Source organism: Maribacter zhoushanensis (assembly GCF_029350975.1).
Taxonomy (GTDB): domain Bacteria; phylum Bacteroidota; class Bacteroidia; order Flavobacteriales; family Flavobacteriaceae; genus Maribacter; species Maribacter zhoushanensis.
The window spans coordinates 152,820-169,809 of record NZ_JARKMR010000003.1 but is presented as its reverse complement, the minus strand read 5'-3'; the positions used below and the strand labels follow the sequence as shown (position 1 = coordinate 169,809).

The following is a 16,990-nucleotide window of genomic DNA, read 5'->3' as shown; positions in this document are numbered from 1 at the left end:
AGTTGACGAATACACTAAAAAAAAATCTTAAGATCATACTCCCAATAGCCTTGGGAGTTTTTTTAGTTTGGTACTCTTACAATTCTACCACAGCAGAAAATAGAAGGCAAATAATCTTTTATATTAAAGAGGCTAATCCGCTTTATGTGTCACTTTCTATTCTTCTAGGTATTTTAGGTCATATTTCTAGGGCGGTTAGATGGAACTACCTTCTTGAACCTCTGGGATACAAGCCAAAACTCATCAACAACATTCTTATTATCCTAACCTCTTATTTTGCTAATTTAGGTATACCTAGAACTGGCGAAATATTAAGGGCCACAGCTCTAACTACATATGAAAATGTACCTTTTGAAAAGGGTTTTGGCACCATTGTAACAGAGCGGGTAATTGATGTAATCATGCTTCTTTTTGTAGTAACCATTGCATTTTTATTACAGACAGATGTTATTATGGATATTCTTCAAGAACGTGGTTTCAATGCTACCGGACTCATATTTCTTGCATTAGGCGGAATAGCTTTATTCCTTGCTTTTATATTTATCATTAAAAAATCTAAGAGTGCATTTGCTCAAAAAATAAGAACCTTTGTAAAAGGTCTTCTGGATGGAGTGTTCAGTATTTTTAAAATGAAAAATAAATGGCTATTTATTTTTCATACCTTTTTCATTTGGGCATGCTATATTGGTATGCTTTGGATTATAAAATTTACGGTTCCAGAAACCATATCGCTTACACTTAGCCAACTCTTGGTAGCCTTTGTAGCTGGGGCTTTTGCAATGGCAACTACTAACGGTGGCATAGGTCTTTATCCTATTGCCGTAAGCAGCGCTCTTGCGATCTTTGGCATCAGTGCGGTATCTGGTGATGCCTTTGGATGGATAATATGGATAGCACAGACTCTTATGATAGTTGTTTTTGGTGCAATATCTTTTCTTTTATTACCGTTATTGAACAGTAGTAAATAGTTACTTTCAACTTATAATTACCTCTTATGCGTTATGTATCGTTAATATTCGCACTTTTATTTGGGATAACCTCCTATGCTCAAGTGACACAAGAAATCTTCGAATCTTTTAAACTTCAAGAACGAAGAGATGTAAACTACTACTTTCCTGAAAACATGGATGAAACTAAAAAGTACCCTTTAATCATTGTACTTGACGGTGAATACCTGTTTGAACAAGTAGTTGCAAATTCAAAATTCTACAGTCGATTTCATGGTATGCCACAAAGTATAATTGTAGGTATTAACCAAAGCGAGAATGACCTAAGATATGAAGATTGCGCATTTGACCCAGATAACGGTCTCCCATCTGAAAAAGGAAAAAGTTTTTATGAATTTATTGGTATGGAACTTATTCCTTACCTAGACCTTAACTACAGCACAGCACCTTTTAAAATGATTGTAGGGTATGATATTACCGCAAATTTTATGAATTACTGGTTGTTCAAAGACAATTCTATTTTTGATGGTTACGTAAGCATCTCACCTACTCTTGCCCCAGAGATGGAAAGCAGAGTACCTATGCGTTTAGGTGTTATTGAAGACCAAATATTCTATCAGCTAATTGTTGAAGGTGAAGCAAGTAAAGACAAGCAGCGAATTTTAACGATGGATAAAGATTTAAAAGCTGTTAAAAAAGAATCTTTACATTATTTCTTTGATGAGTACTCAAACGCCGATCATATTTCTGTTGCCACCTATGGCATTGGAAAAGCGTTCGATAATATCTTTGGCATGTTCAAGCCTATTAGCCCTAAGGAATACAAAACTCAAATATTAACCAGTGAAGAGCCGGTTTATGACTATTTAGAAAATAAATACCAAGGAATTGTAGATATGTTTGGTTTTAGTAAGCCTGTTGAATTAAACGATATTATGGCTATATATGCCGCTTCTAGGAAAAAAGAAGATTTTGAATCACTAAAACCTTTATCTGACCTTTGCAAAAAGGAATACCCAGAAACTATGTTAGGTTTTTATTTTGAAGCTGAGTACTACGAACAACTTGGCGAGCCCAAAAAAGCATTAAGAACATTTGAAAAGTCGTTTCAAATGGAAGAAATAGATTTTTTAACTAAAGAAATGGCCCTTGAAAAAATGGATGCACTGAAAGCCGATTTCGGTTTTTAAAAATTATTATATTAAATAAACGGCTAGTCCCAAATTAGCCCAACCTACTTAATTATGATTAAAATTGACGCAATGTACTTCGTGTTCTCCGGAGTGCTCTTTACTTACTTTGGCTTAAAGGGAGAGTTCAACTTAGCCTATAACGGAATTGCCCTATTTATGGCGTGGGCATCATTTTTCCTCGCCTTTAGTGCTTTTAAAAAAGAAAGATCCAGTGAAAAGTAAACTCTAATTTCATTCTAAAACACTATCATTTCAAACTTCTTGCTACCTTTAGCTTTTATCGATAAAAGCTAAAGATGGCTAAAACTAAAACTGCATTTTTTTGCCAAAATTGTGGCACTCAATATGCTAAATGGGTAGGACAATGTTCTGCTTGCAAACAATGGAATACCGTTGTTGAAGAAGTGGTACAAAAGGAAGAAAAGACCAGTTGGAAAACTCCTTCACAAACAGCCAAAAGAGTTTCTAAACCTCTTTTAGTGAATGAAATAAGTATTGAAAAAGAAGTACGCCTAAATACTTTTGACCTTGAATTCAATAGAGTTCTTGGTGGCGGTCTTGTTCCTGGCGCCTTAGTATTATTAGGCGGTGAACCCGGTGTTGGTAAAAGCACACTACTACTTCAAATAGCATTAAAACTACCTTACAAAACGCTTTATGTTTCTGGTGAAGAAAGCCAAAAACAGATTAAAATGCGTGCCGACAGAATTCAGCCAAACAGTAAAACCTGTTTTATTCTTACGGAAACAAAAACACAAAACATTTTTAAACAGATTGAGGCTACAGAGCCTGATATTGTCGTTATCGATTCTATACAAACCCTTCATTCAGACTATATTGAATCTGCTGCTGGTAGTATTTCTCAAATACGAGAGTGTACAGCTGAGCTTATAAAATTTGCAAAAGAAACTAATACACCTGTTATACTTATTGGACATATTACCAAAGACGGATCAATTGCCGGACCTAAAATTTTAGAACATATGGTTGACACGGTTCTTCAGTTCGAAGGCGACCGTAATTATGTATACCGTATTCTTAGATCATTAAAAAATAGATTTGGATCTACCGCAGAACTTGGTATTTACGAAATGCAAGGTAGTGGTCTGCGTGAAGTTAACAACCCGTCTGAAGTATTGATTTCTAAAAGCGATGAAGGCTTAAGCGGCACCGCAATTGCATCTACAGTGGAAGGCATGCGCCCTTTACTCATTGAAATTCAGGCATTGGTGAGCACAGCTGTTTATGGAACACCTCAACGTTCTACAACAGGCTATAATGTCAAAAGATTAAATATGTTATTGGCAGTGCTAGAAAAACGTGCAGGATTTAAATTAGGCGCTAAGGATGTTTTCTTAAATATTACCGGAGGTATTTCGGTAGACGACCCAGCTATTGATTTGGCAGTCGTAGCGGCTATTTTATCAAGTAATGAAGACATACCTATTAATAAAGGAATTTGTTTTGCGGCCGAAGTTGGACTTGCCGGAGAAATTAGACCCGTACAGCGTGTAGAGCAACGTATTCTTGAAGCAGAAAAATTAGGCTACGACACCATAATTGTATCAAAAAGCAATAAAATAGGTCTCAAATCAACCAAAATCAAAATTTTATTGGCTTCTAAGATTGAAGAGGTAGCCGCAAACTTATTTAGCTAGCGCTTATCTCTCATTATTCTAGCCAATACCATTATAATGACTATTACCACTAGAATAAGTACAATTTGCCCAAATCCGACTTTTAAAAATACTAAACTTTCCATTTTAGGGCGCAGGGTTTGGTATTGAATTATGAATAGCTTCTATTTCTTTTAAAATATCTTCAGAAAGATCAACATCAATACTACCAATATTTTCCTCTAACTGCTTTATACTTGTAGCACCAATAATAGTACTGGTTACAAAAGGTCTTGTATTTACGAATGCCAACGCCATTTGCGCTAAGCTAAGACCTTGGGCCTGCGCTAATTCATAATACTTTTTTGTAGCCTCAACAGCGCTTTCACCTATATATCTATTGTATTGAGGAAATAGACTTAAACGAGAGCCTTCTGGCATTCTATCACCTAAGTATTTTCCGCTCAAGGCACCAAAACCCATTGGCGAATATGCCAACAAGCCTACTTGCTCTCTCATTGAAATTTCGGCCATGCCTACTTCAAACAATCTATTCAATAAACTATAAGGGTTTTGAACGGTTATTGTTCTTGGTAGTGTTCCATGAACTTTACTTTCTTCTAAGAATCGCATAGTACCCCAAGGAGTTTCGTTAGATATACCTACGTGCTTAATTTTACCTTCGCGAATTAAATCGCGCATGGTTTCTAAAACCTGATGAATATTATCTTCCCAGTGGTCTGCTATATCATGCTTGTATCCTCTTTGACCAAAATAATTAGTGCTTCTGTCTGGCCAATGCAGTTGATATAAATCTATATAATCTGTTTGCAAACGCTGCAAACTTCCTTCTACAGCATCAATAATAGACTCTCTAGTAAACCCCGTAGTTCTAATAAACTTCGTCATATCGGCTTTTCCTGCAATTTTAGAAGCTAAAACGATATCTTCTCTATTACCGTTTTTCTTAAACCAATTGCCTATGACTTTCTCGGTAGCAGCATATCTATCTTTATGTGCAGGAACAGGATACAACTCAGCAGTATCTAAAAAATTAACGCCTTTATCTATGGCGAAATTAATTTGCTCATGACCTTCTTCTTCGGTATTTTGATTACCCCAAGTCATTGTACCCAAACATATTTTACTTACTTCAATATCTGTATGTGGTAAATTGGTATAAATCATTCAGCTTAAAATTTTCAATATTTAAATGTAAAATTACTAAATATAATCAGTGTGATGGTGTCTATTTCGTTAACTCTCTACCTCTATTAAAATAGGGCAATGGTCACTGTGTTTTGCTTCTGATAAAATTACAGATCTTGACAACCTGTCTTTCAACGATGAAGCTACCATAGCATAATCTAAACGCCAACCCTTGTTATTGTTTCTTGCATTTGCCCTATAGCTCCACCACGTATAGTTATCTGGCTCAGAATTAAATTCTCTAAAACTATCTATAAATCCGCTTTTCATGAATTCTCCTATCCATTCTCTTTCTACCGGCAAAAAGCCCGATACATTTTTTAAACCTACAGGATTATGAATATCTATTGCTTCATGGCAAATATTATAATCACCAAGAACTATTAGATTAGGATTAGCTTTTTTTAGAACATTAGCATACTCTTGAAAATCTGCCATATACGTAAGTTTAAAATCTAACCTCTGCATATTGGTACCTGAAGGCAAATACATACTCATGATAGAAATATCTCCAAAATCTGCTCGTATATTTCTTCCCTCAAAATCCATATAATCTATACCTGTACCAAAAACTACATTGTCCGGTTTTGTTTTAGATAGTATAGCCACACCGCTATACCCTTTTTTTTGAGCGCTATACCAATAATTATATTTATAACCTGCCTCTTCAAATAACGAAAGATCTAGTTGATCTTCATTTGCCTTAATTTCTTGCAAACAAACAACATCTGGCGATACCGCGCTCAACCAATCTAAAAAACCCTTTCTTATTGCCGCACGTATTCCATTAACATTGTAGGATATGATTTTCATCTATTTTTTTGTTTAAAAATAAAAAGAGTTAAGGATTATGGGTGCATACTTTCTATTAAAATCATAATTTCACAGCTTTAAAAAATATTTGCATTTTAAAACGCATATCATGAACAAGTTTATTTTTTCAGTTCTTTTAGTTTTTTTTACCACTTCTTCTTTTTCTCAAGCTTATTACAACGATGAAAATAGCCATGAAGTAAAACTAAACATTGGTCAATTTTTGGTAACCACTACGGTTGAATTTGGCTATGAGTATTACATAAACGAAGACACCAGTATTGGTGGCACACTATATTTTGATGGAAAATCAACTGATTATAACGGTAATTTTGGAATAGGGCCTAATTTAAGGGCATATTTTGGTTACGGACCAAAAAGCGGTCTTTTTGCCGAAGTATTCGGACTATATTACACTGGTGAAGATGATGATGTAGACACTGCAAACCTGGGAAATAGAAATTATGACTACTCTACAATAGCACTTGGTCTTGGAGGCGGATATAAATGGGCTACCAGAAGTCAAAAATTCACCATTGAACTCAATGGAGGCCTGGGTAGAAATATTAATCCAGAAGATTTTCAGAATGATTTCATGTTCAAAGCCGGTTTATCTTTAGGTTACCGCTTTTAATAGGTATTTTTGAGGTTTATCCTCCTATGAAAAAATTACTTTCTACATTACTGTTTGCATCATTTACCCTAAGTTTTTTTGCACAAAACACTATTAAAAAAGATAGTGTAACCCAATTAAACGAAGTTATTGTCATAGATACGCTAACAGCAAAAAATGCTATTGGCATTATACCATCACAAACTATTGGCGTTACTACTTTCGCCAATTATAGTCCTGTAGATTTCATAAGCTCCATCAATCAAGTTTCAGGACTTTACGCACTATCAGGAGCACTAAATACTAATAGAATTACTATTAGAGGTGTTGGATCCAGGACATTATTTGGCACTGATAAGCTTAGACTTTATTACAATAATATTCCAATTACCAACGGAACAGGTTCTTCTACCATTGAGGCTTTTGATATAGAAAACCTTACTTCAATAGAAGTAATAAAAGGACCAAAGGGAACTGGTTTTGGAACCAATTTAGGTGGCGCAATTATCTTAAACACCAAGCAAACAAGTAACCAACCCACTAAATTCACTAACAACACTACCATAGGTTCATACGGACTGTTTAAAAACAGTCTAGGATTTACACACTCACAAGAAGATTTTTATATGACCTTTCAATACGGGCATATGGAAATAGACGGTTATCGCGATAATAACAGATTTGAACGTGATGGGTTTCTTTTAAACACCATATTTAAACTTTCAGAAAAAAGTGAAGTTGAGCTATTGGTAAATCATATTGATTACTCTGCCCAAATAGCCAGTTCCGTTAGCCAAGAAGATTTTGACGAAGACCCAACACAAGCTGCGTTTACTTGGAATTCTGCTAAAGGTTATGAAGACAACAACTACAGTCTTATTGGTCTTTCTCACACCTATTACGCAAATTCAAAATTAAAAAATACTACCAGTTTGTTTTATACTTACTTAGACCATTACGAACCTGCACCGTTTAATATTTTAGATGAATATACAAATGGATTCGGTTTTAGAACCTTGTTCTCTGGAAATGCAGCTATTTCTGAAAATACGCTCACTTATACATTTGGTGGCGAACTTTATAAAGATGAATATTCTTGGGGAACATTTGAAAATCTTTATCAAGAAAACAATGGCAACGGAAGTTTACAAGGTGGTAGATTATCTAAAAACAAAGAATTTAGAAATCAAATTAACGGTTTTGCTACGGCAACATATTCTTTTACTCCCAAGTTGACCGCACAATTGGGTCTAAATATCAATAAAACTCAATATGATTTTAGAGACCTATTAAACTCGGGCGAAAACAATACAAGTGCCAATAGAAATTTTAAGACCCTTTTTCTACCAAGCTTAGATATTAACTACACAATTACACCAACAAACCAACTTTTTGCGAATATTAGCCGCGGATTTTCAAACCCTAGTTTAGAAGAAACACTTACTCCTGACGGTATCATTAATCCAGATATTGCTCAAGAGACAGGAACAAATTATGAGATTGGCATAAAACATCAAAGCAAAGACAATAGACTAAATTTAGAAGTGGCCGCCTACATTATGCCCATTAAAAACCTATTAGTTGCCAAACGTGTTGGAAATAACCAATATATTGGACGTAATGCAGGTAAAACCAAACATCAAGGTGTTGATTTAGATTGGAGCTACCGCATCAACTTAACCAATAAAATAACGATTTCACCATTTATAAGCTATACCTACAGCAACCATAAATTTATTGATTTTACAGATGAGGAAGCTGATGAAGACTATTCTGAAAATGCTTTAACAGGAGTTCCAAAAAACAAAGTAAACTCAGGGATTCAAACTAATCTTGGAAATGGGCTGTTTGCAAATATCACCCATCAATTTGTAGATGAAATACCGTTGACAGATTCGAATTCCCTTTATAGCGACTCTTTCAATTTATTAAATATAAAGGCAGGGTATAAAAAACAAATAACAGAAAAACTACGTTTAGGTTTAGATTTTGGCATCAATAACCTTACTAATAAAAAGTACGCACAGTCCGTATTAATTAACGCTACAGGATTTGGAGGAAATGCCCCAAGGTATTTCTACCCTGGGAACAATATCAACTATTATGGTGGTGTAAAGCTGAATTACACCCTTTAAACTATTCCATTTTCTTCAACCATGTTTTCATATCAACTGCATCATGAATGATACCGTTCAATGCCGATATAGCAACACGTTCCTGCTCCATAGAATCTCTATGTCTAATGGTAACTGTGTTATCTTCTAATGTTTGATGATCTACAGTAATACAAAAAGGTGTACCATTGGCGTCTTGTCTTCTGTAGCGTCTACCTACAGCATCTTTCTCATCATAAATTACATTAAAGTCCCACTTAAGGTCATCTATAATTTTATGTGCTATTTCTGGTAAACCATCCTTTTTAAGCAAAGGTAAAATAGCCGCTTTTACCGGAGCTAAAACAGCTGGAAGCTTAAGTACTGTTCTTGTTGTATTATTCTCCAATTCTTCCTCCTTTAGTGAGTTAGAGAATACCGCCAAGAACATTCTATCTAAACCAATAGAAGTTTCTAAAACGTAAGGAACATAATTTTTGTTCACCTCATGATCAAAATATTGTAATTTCTTACCAGAGAATTTCTCATGGCTGCTTAGGTCGAAATCTGTACGGGAATGAATTCCCTCCAACTCTTTAAATCCGAACGGAAAACGAAATTCAATATCCGATGCAGCGTCTGCATAGTGTGCAAGCTTCTCATGGTCATGAAAACGGTAGTTATCTTGACCTAGACCTAAAGATAAGTGCCATTTCATTCTTTTCTCTTTCCAAACCTCATACCATTCTTTTTGTGTACCTGGTTGAATAAAGAATTGCATTTCCATCTGCTCAAACTCACGCATTCTAAAAATAAACTGTCTTGCAACAATTTCATTTCTAAATGCCTTACCAGTCTGTGCAATTCCGAAAGGAAGCTTCATACGACCAGATTTCTGTACGTTCAAGAAGTTTACAAAAATACCCTGTGCAGTTTCTGGTCTAAGATATAGATCCATTGCACTGTCTGCATTGGCACCTAATTTAGTACCGAACATTAAATTAAACTGCTTTACATCTGTCCAGTTCTTTGAGCCAGACATTGGGCATGCTATATCCAATTCTTCAATAAGTGCTTTTACATCGGCTAAATCTTCATTCTGTAAAGATTTACCCAGTCTGCTCAAGATTGCTTTACCTTGCTCTTGATAATCAACTACACGTTGATTAGTCTGTAGAAACTGTTCTTTATCAAAAGCATCGCCAAAACGCTTAGCTGCTTTTTTTACCTCTTTTTCAATCTTAGCATCAATTTTAGCAACATAGTCTTCTACTAAAACATCTGCCCTGTATCTTTTTTTTGAGTCTTTATTATCTATTAACGGATCATTAAATGCATCTATATGCCCAGAAGCTTTCCACGTTAACGGATGCATAAAAATTGCCGCATCTAACCCAACAATATTATCATTGAGCTGCACCATGGCTTTCCACCAATAGTCACGTATATTCTTTTTAAGTTCAACACCATTTTGACCGTAATCATAAATAGCACTTAAACCATCATAAATTTCACTAGATTGAAATACATATCCGTATTCCTTTGCGTGTGAGATTACACGCTTAAAATCATCTTCTTGCTTTGCCATGCGGCAAAAATAGAACAATAGGCTAAAAAAATAATAATTATTTTAATTCAAATTCAGAAGAAGTAATTAATCGTTCATCTTCAAACACGTTCAAGGTATAAATACCTTGCTCTAATGAACCTTCTGGTATTGTAATAGCTTCACATAAAGACTGGTCTGTACCTGTAAAAACAAATTCAACTCTTTTGCTATATACGTTACCATTTACAGTTATTGTATTGGCATTATCTTCAATAATTTGCTTATTAGGATCTAAGAACTGAAGATAAATCACTTTTTCGTTGTTAGCTTCGCTCTCATCTGCCAAAACCGTTACACAACCTCTAAGCTTTTCAATTATAGAGGCCTTATTTGTTTTGGTAGGCTTTGTACCACGAATCAACCTAAAACCACTACCTTCAGAATTAGCCATTTTTAAATAGCTTTTGGTCTTTAATTTCTGGTTAAGTTCTAATATTTTCCTTCTTTGCAAAGCTTCTGCCTCCGCCAAAGAATTGCTATTTGCCCTTAGATTTTCAATTTGCTTACGAGACTCGTCATACTTATCTGTAAGTAACATATTATTGTAACGTAAGAAGTTGTTTTTTAGAAGTAAACTATCATTCTTAGATTCTAACCTACGTAACTCTGTTTTAAACTCTCTCAGTTTTTGAACTGTAAAATTTAATCGCCCAACAGAATCTAAAAGCTCTTGTACCTTAAATTTAGAATCTTGTAATTCAATTTCGTTCATTTCGCTTTTTGCGGACAAACGGTCTACATCTGCTTTCATAAGGGTAAGATCTCTTACCAAAATTTCTTTCTCTTGCTCTAAAAAGTCAATTTGAGCATTTGACTGGGCATAACTATAGTAGAACGCAATTAATAACGCTAATAGAACTGCAACAAATGCTGCCAGTATTATTTTATAATTGAATTTATTATCTTGACTGTCCATTTAAAAAGCGGGCTGTAGGTTGTTTAATCTGTAAAATTTGATGAAAAACAGAATTTCAAATATACTAAAGGATGTTACCAACATACTGTTACCCATATCATGTTTTGGATGTAATGCACGATTATATAGAGGAGAGGTGCTTCTCTGTACATCTTGCCGACATCAATTACCACTTACCGAGTACACCTTTAACGATGAAAATGCAGTTGACCGTATTTTTTATGGTCGAATTAACATAAAAAAAGCAAATTCATTCTTATTCTTTACCGAAATTGGAATCGTAAAAAACTTAATACATTTTTTAAAATACAAAAACCAAGAAGGTATTGGACAGTTTTTAGGAGATTGGCATGGTCAAATAATAAAAGAACAAAATCATTTACCAAATATTGATTTTGTAATTCCTGTTCCTTTACATCGAAAAAAACTCAAAAAAAGAGGTTATAACCAAGTAGCGCTTTTTGCAAAACAAATTGCTTTTCATATTAACGCAGATTACAGTGATAACATTTTAGTAAAAACCGCTAATACAAAAACGCAAACCAAAAAGAATAGACTAAGTAGATGGTATGATAATAGGTCCTTGTACGAAATTAAAAATGGAAAAATACTAGCCAACAAAACCATACTTTTGGTAGACGATGTAATCACTACCGGTGCTACTATGGAAATTTGCGCCAACACTTTCAAAGATATTGAAGGTATTCAGATTTATATTTCTAGCATGGCCGTTGTTCCTTAGTATTAGATTTCTATAAAATATGTTGTTTCTTTGCGGTCGATAAATACACTAATGGGCAGAAAAATTCTAGGTTTAATATTTATTTTTGTCATTGTACTGGTTTCTTACCAATGTGCACAAAGAGGTACACCTACTGGCGGACCAAAAGATATTACTCCACCAAAATTAACAAAAGCAGAACCCCCTAATTTAACCACCAATTTTAAAGGGCAGAGAATTAGATTATATTTTAATGAATTGGTGAAGTTAAATGATATTCAAAAACAACTTATCATTTCTCCGCCTTTAAAAAATTCCCCGGTACTTTCCCCTATTGGCAATGCCAATAAATATGTAGAAATTACCATTAAGGATACACTAGAACCTAATACAACCTACACTTTTAATTTTGGTCAAGGTATTGTTGATAATAATGAAGAAAATCCAAATTCTTTTTTCACTTATGTATTCTCTACCGGTGATTATATTGACTCACTAGAGTTAACAGGAGTAGTAAAAGATGCTTTCAACAAAAAAGCAGATGATTTTATAAGCGTTATGCTTTATAAAATTGACAGTAGTTATAATGATTCTACGGTTTACAAAAGACCTCCCAATTATATTACAAATACGCTAGATAGTGCCGTAATATTTAAACTTAAAAATCTAAAAGAAGGTAAATATGCCCTATTTGGCATTAAAGATGCGTCTAGCAATAACTTATTTGATCAGAAAACAGATAAAATAGGATTTGTAGAAGATACCATTAGCTTACCAACAGATTCAATTTACCTTTTAAATCTTTTCAAAGAAATACAAGATTACGGTGTAGCTGTGCCCAGCATGGAAGCAAGCAATAGAATAAGTTTTGGATACTACGGTAAAGGTGACAGTATTAAAATTGAAACTTTAACCCAAATACCTGATAGCGTTAAAACAAAGATTACAAAAGAAAGAGAAAAGGATACATTGAATTTTTGGTTTACACCCTACCAAATGGATTCTCTTCTATTTACAATTACCAACGAAAACTTAAAAATACAAGACACATTTAAAGTGAAGAACAGAAAAGTTGGGTTTGACTCGTTGAAAATTTCTATGAGCCAAAATGGAAATATAGAAATGGATAAGCCTATTAACCTTCTAAGTAATACACCACTAGTAAGCTATGACAGTACCAAAATTAAATTAATGGATAAGGACTCTGTTGAAATAGCTTACGAATTAAAACTAGACACCTTAGAGAATTTGCTGAATTTTGATTTCAAAATTGACCCGGACCAAAGCTATAGAATGGAATTAATACCAGGCGCAGTCACAGATTTTTTTGAAACTTCTAATGACTCAGTCGCTTATTCATTTAGAACTAAAGGTTTAGCTGATTATGGCAATCTTACTTTAAATTTAAATGGTAGTAATATTGTGTATCCTATAATTGTGCAATTAACCAATGAAAAGGGCGATTTACAACGTGAAATTTTTTCAACAGAATCGCAAGTATATGTTTTTGACAATCTTGATCCCGGCAAATACCAAGCACGTGTTATTTTTGACACGAATGGTAACGGTAAATGGGATACCGGTAGTTTTTTAGAGAAAAGGCAACCAGAAAAAATTAGTTACTACCCAAACTTGATTGAATTACGAGCTAATTGGGAAAAAATAGAAGTCTTTAATTTAATAGAGTAAACTCATCTCTATCATCTAAAAACCGAAGTTTATTTCTAACATCATCAATTTCATTTTTAAAAATTTCAACTATTGATGTTTCTTCTTTTTCAGAAAGTAGAACTAACTTTCCCAGAGGATCATATACACTTGAGTGCCCAGGATATTTATGCCCTACCTCATCTTCACCTATACGATTTACCCCAATGCAATAGACCATATTCTCAATAGCCCTTGCTTTTAAAAGAGCATCCCAAGCATTAACTCTTGGTGTTGGCCAGTTTGCGATATACAGCAATACATCAAAATTTTCTGTATTTCTACTCCATACCGGAAAACGAAGATCATAACACACTAACGGGCAAATAGTAAAGCCTTTATAAAGCAATAGTAACCTATCTGTACCTGCTGTATATTCCTTATCCTCACCTGCCAATGTGAATGTATGACGCTTATCATAACTTTGGTAATCACCACTTGGTTCCACAAAAAAAAGCCTATTGTAATACTTGCCATCGTCATGAAATACAATACTACCTGTAATAGCACTATTATGAGTAGATGCCATTTTTTTCATCCAATCCAAGGTAATCAACCCTTCATTTTTGTCAATATTACCAGGTGACATGGTAAAGCCTGTAGTAAACATTTCTGGCAAAACAATTACATCAACAGATTCGACAATCTGTTCTATTTTATTACCGAACATCTCTCTATTAGCCAATGGATTTTCCCAATGTAAAATAGATTGAATCAAGGCAATTTTAAGACTCTTATTTAGATTCTCCTTCATTTCTTATTCCAACATATCAATAAAAGCACTTAAGCCCTGTGTCTTAGCATGATCTAATGCACTATTCCCCCTATTATCTTTAATCGTTTTATCGGCGCCATTTGCCATCAATAATTTTGCAATCTCTAATCTATTAAATTGTGTAGCATAGATTAAACATGTGGCACCCATAGCATTACGATTATTCAATTCAGCTTTTTTATCAATCAACAACTTGGCTATATCAGTATAACCTTTAAAGCAAACACCCATTAATGCAGTGTTACCAGATTCATCTACAGCATCTATTTTAGCACCATGGTCCAACAATAACAAAGCTATCTCTTTCTCATCATAGTAAGTGGCTAATATTAAGGGAGTAGACCCTCTACCATCCTTACTATTCACTAGTAATGGATTTTTTTCGAGCATTGCTTTGACCTCATTAAAGCTACCCTCTCTTATTCCTTTGAAAAAAAACTCGTTCATGGTTTCATCTTATAAATTACACTCAGCGTTTAAAAAGATAACAAAATTAAATTAGGTTGTATTTTCTTACTTATAAACAATATTACCTTACTTAATATGAAATACGTACCTTTAATTTTAAATGTAAGAACCTTTGAGAACATTAGCTGTTGACTTTCTTTTAAGAGAATCCCCCAATGCAATCGCTATCGTGGATACTAAGTTAAACTTTATTAGCTACTCTAACGAGTGGATACAAAAATTTACCTTAAACAGTAACGATATAACGAATAAACACTTTTTTGACGTTACCGTTGAATTACCTGAAACTCTTAAAACTGCCATTATTAATGGAATAAAGGGGGAAAAAAATATTAATACAGGGGAAAAATTTACTTTGCCCAGCGGCAAAACATTATGGCTAAAATGGAAAATCTTACCTGCAACTTTTGAAGCCAATGAGTTTGACGGAGTTATAATATTCTTAGATGATATTACGGTTTATAAGAAAGAAATTGAACTTCTTCATAAAGCTGAAGAAGTAGCAAGAATTGGCTGTTGGGAACTTGATCTTAATACAGGATTAGTTAACTGGACCAAAACAACAAAAGACATTCATGAAGTAGATGAGAATTTCAAACCTAATCTGGAGGATGGAATTAATTTTTACAAAGAAGGAATTCATAGAGACAATATTACCCACCTAGTAAGTACTGCTATTGCAGACTTAAAATCATTTCATACCGAATTAATAATTATTACCGCCAAGGGTAATGAGATTTGGGTGGCTGCAAAAGGAGAAGTAGAAATAGTCAATGGCAAGGCCATAAAAATTGTTGGTACATTTCAAGACATAGATGAACGCAAAAAAATTGAATTAGCACATAAAGAAATTACGGAACGCTTAAAAATTACAAATCAGTCTGCAAAAATTGGAACTTGGGATTATGACCTAATAGAAGACAAACTGGTTTGGGATAATGAAATGTATCGGATTTTTGATGTAAAAAAAGATCAATTTTCAGGTGTATTTGAAGCTTGGTCATCAACAATACACCCTAATGACAAAGAAAAAACGGTAACTGCCACCAAAAATGCAATTAGCGGAATTAAGGATTTTGACGAAGAATATAGAATATATCATCAAAACGGGTCAATTAGGCATATTAAAGGTATTTCTAAAACTATAAAAGACTTTAGCGGTAATCCTGTAAAGATGACCGGTGCCAATTGGGATATTACAGATTTAAGAAGTGCAGAGCTTAAACTTGAACAAAACTCCAAACTATTTGCAGAGACTTTTGAACACTCTGCCATTGGTATGGCATTAGTTAGCCCAGAACTTAAATGGCTAAAAGTAAACAGGAGTTTATCTAAAAGCTTAGGCTATACAGAAGAAGAATTATTAAATATGAAAACTACGGATATCACCTATCCAGATGACTTAACCGATAGTGAAGCTTTTAAGACTAAAGTTTTTAATAACGAAGAAAATAACCTACAGCTACAAAAAAGATACTTTCATAAAAATGGAAAAATAGTACACGCCATTATTGGTGTTACCCCTGTAAAAGATTTAAAAGGAAAACCTAGTCATGCAATTACCCAATTCTTAGACATTACAGATAGCATAGACTCAAAAAGACGACTTGAGACATTAGTCGACGTCACTAAAAGCCAAAATGAAAGTCTAACTAATTTTGCGCATATAGTATCTCATAATCTTAGGTCACATTCTACGAATATGACCATGTTGACTAAATTTTTAAATAAAGAAAAGGATGAGAACGAGCGTAAAAATTTAAACAAAATGATAACCAGTGCCACAGAAAGTCTAACAGAGACAATTGCACATTTAAACGACGTTGTACAGGTTAAAACCGGAGCTCTTGAAAAACTACAGAGTATTAGTGTTCTAAATACTATCAACCAAATAACAAAAAGTATAAATGGGTTGATTGAAGAGCAAAAAGCAACCATAAATATTGATGTATCAAAATCTCATTTCGTTAATGCAGTACCGGCTTATTTAGAAAGTATATTTTTAAACGTTCTTACAAATGCTTTAAAATACAGTTCACCAAATCGCAACCCGTCAATTAAGATAAAATCAATATTAAAAAAAGATCATGTTCTCATAACTTTTACTGATAATGGTCAGGGAATAGATTTGGATAGACATGGCGATAAAATATTTGGCATGTACAAGACCTTTCACAAACACAAAGATGCCAAGGGTATAGGTCTATTTATTACAAAAAACCAAATAGAAGCAATGAGCGGCAGTATAACTATTGAAAGTATTGTAGATGTAGGCACCACTATATTCATAGAACTTAAACAGAGCTAAAC

15 protein-coding genes are annotated in these 16,990 nt (G+C 33.9%); 9 read left to right on the top strand and 6 right to left on the bottom strand.

Annotated elements, in window-relative coordinates; translation table 11 throughout:
* The first annotated feature begins 2 nt into the window (after window positions 1-2).
* From PXD56_RS11180 to radA, 4 genes are all read left to right on the top strand, one after another.
* The gene (locus tag PXD56_RS11180; RefSeq protein ID WP_276493431.1) at window positions 3-968 is read left to right on the top strand and encodes a lysylphosphatidylglycerol synthase transmembrane domain-containing protein; all 966 of its coding nucleotides are present in this window, start codon (window positions 3-5) and stop codon (window positions 966-968) included.
* A 26-nt stretch (window positions 969-994) separates the two neighbouring features.
* Window positions 995-2,137 (top strand): alpha/beta hydrolase, encoded by a 1,143-nt coding sequence (locus tag PXD56_RS11175; protein ID WP_276493430.1) that lies wholly within the window; start codon window positions 995-997, stop codon window positions 2,135-2,137.
* Window positions 2,138-2,191: 54 nt separating this feature from the next.
* Window positions 2,192-2,362 (top strand): hypothetical protein, encoded by a 171-nt coding sequence (locus PXD56_RS11170; RefSeq protein WP_276493429.1) that lies wholly within the window; start codon window positions 2,192-2,194, stop codon window positions 2,360-2,362.
* Window positions 2,363-2,436: 74 nt separating this feature from the next.
* Window positions 2,437-3,798 (top strand): DNA repair protein RadA, encoded by a 1,362-nt coding sequence (gene radA / locus PXD56_RS11165; RefSeq protein ID WP_276493428.1) that lies wholly within the window; start codon window positions 2,437-2,439, stop codon window positions 3,796-3,798.
* 105 nt (window positions 3,799-3,903) lie between these two features.
* Here radA and PXD56_RS11160 read toward each other — a convergent pair whose 3' ends face one another.
* Entirely contained in the window at window positions 3,904-4,944 is a 1,041-nt protein-coding gene (locus tag PXD56_RS11160; protein ID WP_276493427.1) for an aldo/keto reductase, read from the bottom strand.
* Between the two features lie 69 nt (window positions 4,945-5,013).
* Complete coding sequence (locus PXD56_RS11155) at window positions 5,014-5,778, bottom strand: exodeoxyribonuclease III (RefSeq protein ID WP_276493426.1); 765 nt, start codon at window positions 5,776-5,778, stop codon at window positions 5,014-5,016.
* Between the two features lie 109 nt (window positions 5,779-5,887).
* On the opposite strand from PXD56_RS11155, the gene PXD56_RS11150 reads away from it, so the two are divergent.
* The gene (locus PXD56_RS11150; protein WP_276493425.1) at window positions 5,888-6,412 is read left to right on the top strand and encodes a DUF3575 domain-containing protein; all 525 of its coding nucleotides are present in this window, start codon (window positions 5,888-5,890) and stop codon (window positions 6,410-6,412) included.
* Window positions 6,413-6,438: 26 nt separating this feature from the next.
* The gene (locus tag PXD56_RS11145; protein ID WP_276493424.1) at window positions 6,439-8,526 is read left to right on the top strand and encodes a TonB-dependent receptor family protein; all 2,088 of its coding nucleotides are present in this window, start codon (window positions 6,439-6,441) and stop codon (window positions 8,524-8,526) included.
* A 1-nt stretch (window position 8,527) separates the two neighbouring features.
* Here the strand turns inward: PXD56_RS11145 and PXD56_RS11140 are convergent, their stop codons facing one another.
* Together PXD56_RS11140 and PXD56_RS11135 are read right to left on the bottom strand one after the other, a co-directional pair.
* The gene (locus tag PXD56_RS11140) at window positions 8,528-10,072 is read right to left on the bottom strand and encodes a glycine--tRNA ligase (RefSeq protein ID WP_276493423.1); all 1,545 of its coding nucleotides are present in this window, start codon (window positions 10,070-10,072) and stop codon (window positions 8,528-8,530) included.
* Window positions 10,073-10,109: 37 nt separating this feature from the next.
* The gene (locus tag PXD56_RS11135; RefSeq protein ID WP_276493422.1) at window positions 10,110-11,009 is read right to left on the bottom strand and encodes a hypothetical protein; all 900 of its coding nucleotides are present in this window, start codon (window positions 11,007-11,009) and stop codon (window positions 10,110-10,112) included.
* A gap of 40 nt (window positions 11,010-11,049) precedes the next feature.
* On the opposite strand from PXD56_RS11135, the gene PXD56_RS11130 reads away from it, so the two are divergent.
* Together PXD56_RS11130 and PXD56_RS11125 are read left to right on the top strand one after the other, a co-directional pair.
* Entirely contained in the window at window positions 11,050-11,751 is a 702-nt protein-coding gene (locus tag PXD56_RS11130; protein WP_276493421.1) for a ComF family protein, read from the top strand.
* A 51-nt stretch (window positions 11,752-11,802) separates the two neighbouring features.
* Window positions 11,803-13,419 (top strand): Ig-like domain-containing domain, encoded by a 1,617-nt coding sequence (locus tag PXD56_RS11125; RefSeq protein ID WP_276493420.1) that lies wholly within the window; start codon window positions 11,803-11,805, stop codon window positions 13,417-13,419.
* On the opposite strand, the gene PXD56_RS11120 is transcribed toward PXD56_RS11125, so the two are convergent.
* Together PXD56_RS11120 and PXD56_RS11115 are read right to left on the bottom strand one after the other, a co-directional pair.
* Window positions 13,403-14,191, bottom strand: coding sequence for an amidohydrolase (locus tag PXD56_RS11120; protein ID WP_276493419.1), 789 nt, complete (start codon window positions 14,189-14,191; stop codon window positions 13,403-13,405). The two genes, PXD56_RS11125 and PXD56_RS11120, sit on opposite strands and share 17 nt — an antisense overlap.
* 3 nt (window positions 14,192-14,194) lie before the next feature.
* The gene (locus PXD56_RS11115) at window positions 14,195-14,659 is read right to left on the bottom strand and encodes an ankyrin repeat domain-containing protein (protein WP_276493418.1); all 465 of its coding nucleotides are present in this window, start codon (window positions 14,657-14,659) and stop codon (window positions 14,195-14,197) included.
* A 133-nt stretch (window positions 14,660-14,792) separates the two neighbouring features.
* Between PXD56_RS11115 and PXD56_RS11110 the strand changes: the two genes are divergently transcribed.
* The gene (locus tag PXD56_RS11110; RefSeq protein WP_276493417.1) at window positions 14,793-16,988 is read left to right on the top strand and encodes a PAS domain-containing sensor histidine kinase; all 2,196 of its coding nucleotides are present in this window, start codon (window positions 14,793-14,795) and stop codon (window positions 16,986-16,988) included.
* Window positions 16,989-16,990 lie beyond the last annotated feature (2 nt).

Coding starts and splice junctions, on each gene's coding strand:
- PXD56_RS11175 (WP_276493430.1), top strand. CDS start 995: ATGCGTTATGTATCGTTAATATTCGCACTTTTATTTGGGATAACCTCC.
- PXD56_RS11170 (WP_276493429.1), top strand. CDS start 2,192: ATGATTAAAATTGACGCAATGTACTTCGTGTTCTCCGGAGTGCTCTTT.
- radA (WP_276493428.1), top strand. CDS start 2,437: ATGGCTAAAACTAAAACTGCATTTTTTTGCCAAAATTGTGGCACTCAA.
- PXD56_RS11160 (WP_276493427.1), bottom strand. CDS start 4,944: ATGATTTATACCAATTTACCACATACAGATATTGAAGTAAGTAAAATA.
- PXD56_RS11155 (WP_276493426.1), bottom strand. CDS start 5,778: ATGAAAATCATATCCTACAATGTTAATGGAATACGTGCGGCAATAAGA.
- PXD56_RS11150 (WP_276493425.1), top strand. CDS start 5,888: ATGAACAAGTTTATTTTTTCAGTTCTTTTAGTTTTTTTTACCACTTCT.
- PXD56_RS11145 (WP_276493424.1), top strand. CDS start 6,439: ATGAAAAAATTACTTTCTACATTACTGTTTGCATCATTTACCCTAAGT.
- PXD56_RS11140 (WP_276493423.1), bottom strand. CDS start 10,072: ATGGCAAAGCAAGAAGATGATTTTAAGCGTGTAATCTCACACGCAAAG.
- PXD56_RS11135 (WP_276493422.1), bottom strand. CDS start 11,009: ATGGACAGTCAAGATAATAAATTCAATTATAAAATAATACTGGCAGCA.
- PXD56_RS11130 (WP_276493421.1), top strand. CDS start 11,050: ATGAAAAACAGAATTTCAAATATACTAAAGGATGTTACCAACATACTG.
- PXD56_RS11125 (WP_276493420.1), top strand. CDS start 11,803: ATGGGCAGAAAAATTCTAGGTTTAATATTTATTTTTGTCATTGTACTG.
- PXD56_RS11120 (WP_276493419.1), bottom strand. CDS start 14,191: ATGAAGGAGAATCTAAATAAGAGTCTTAAAATTGCCTTGATTCAATCT.
- PXD56_RS11115 (WP_276493418.1), bottom strand. CDS start 14,659: ATGAACGAGTTTTTTTTCAAAGGAATAAGAGAGGGTAGCTTTAATGAG.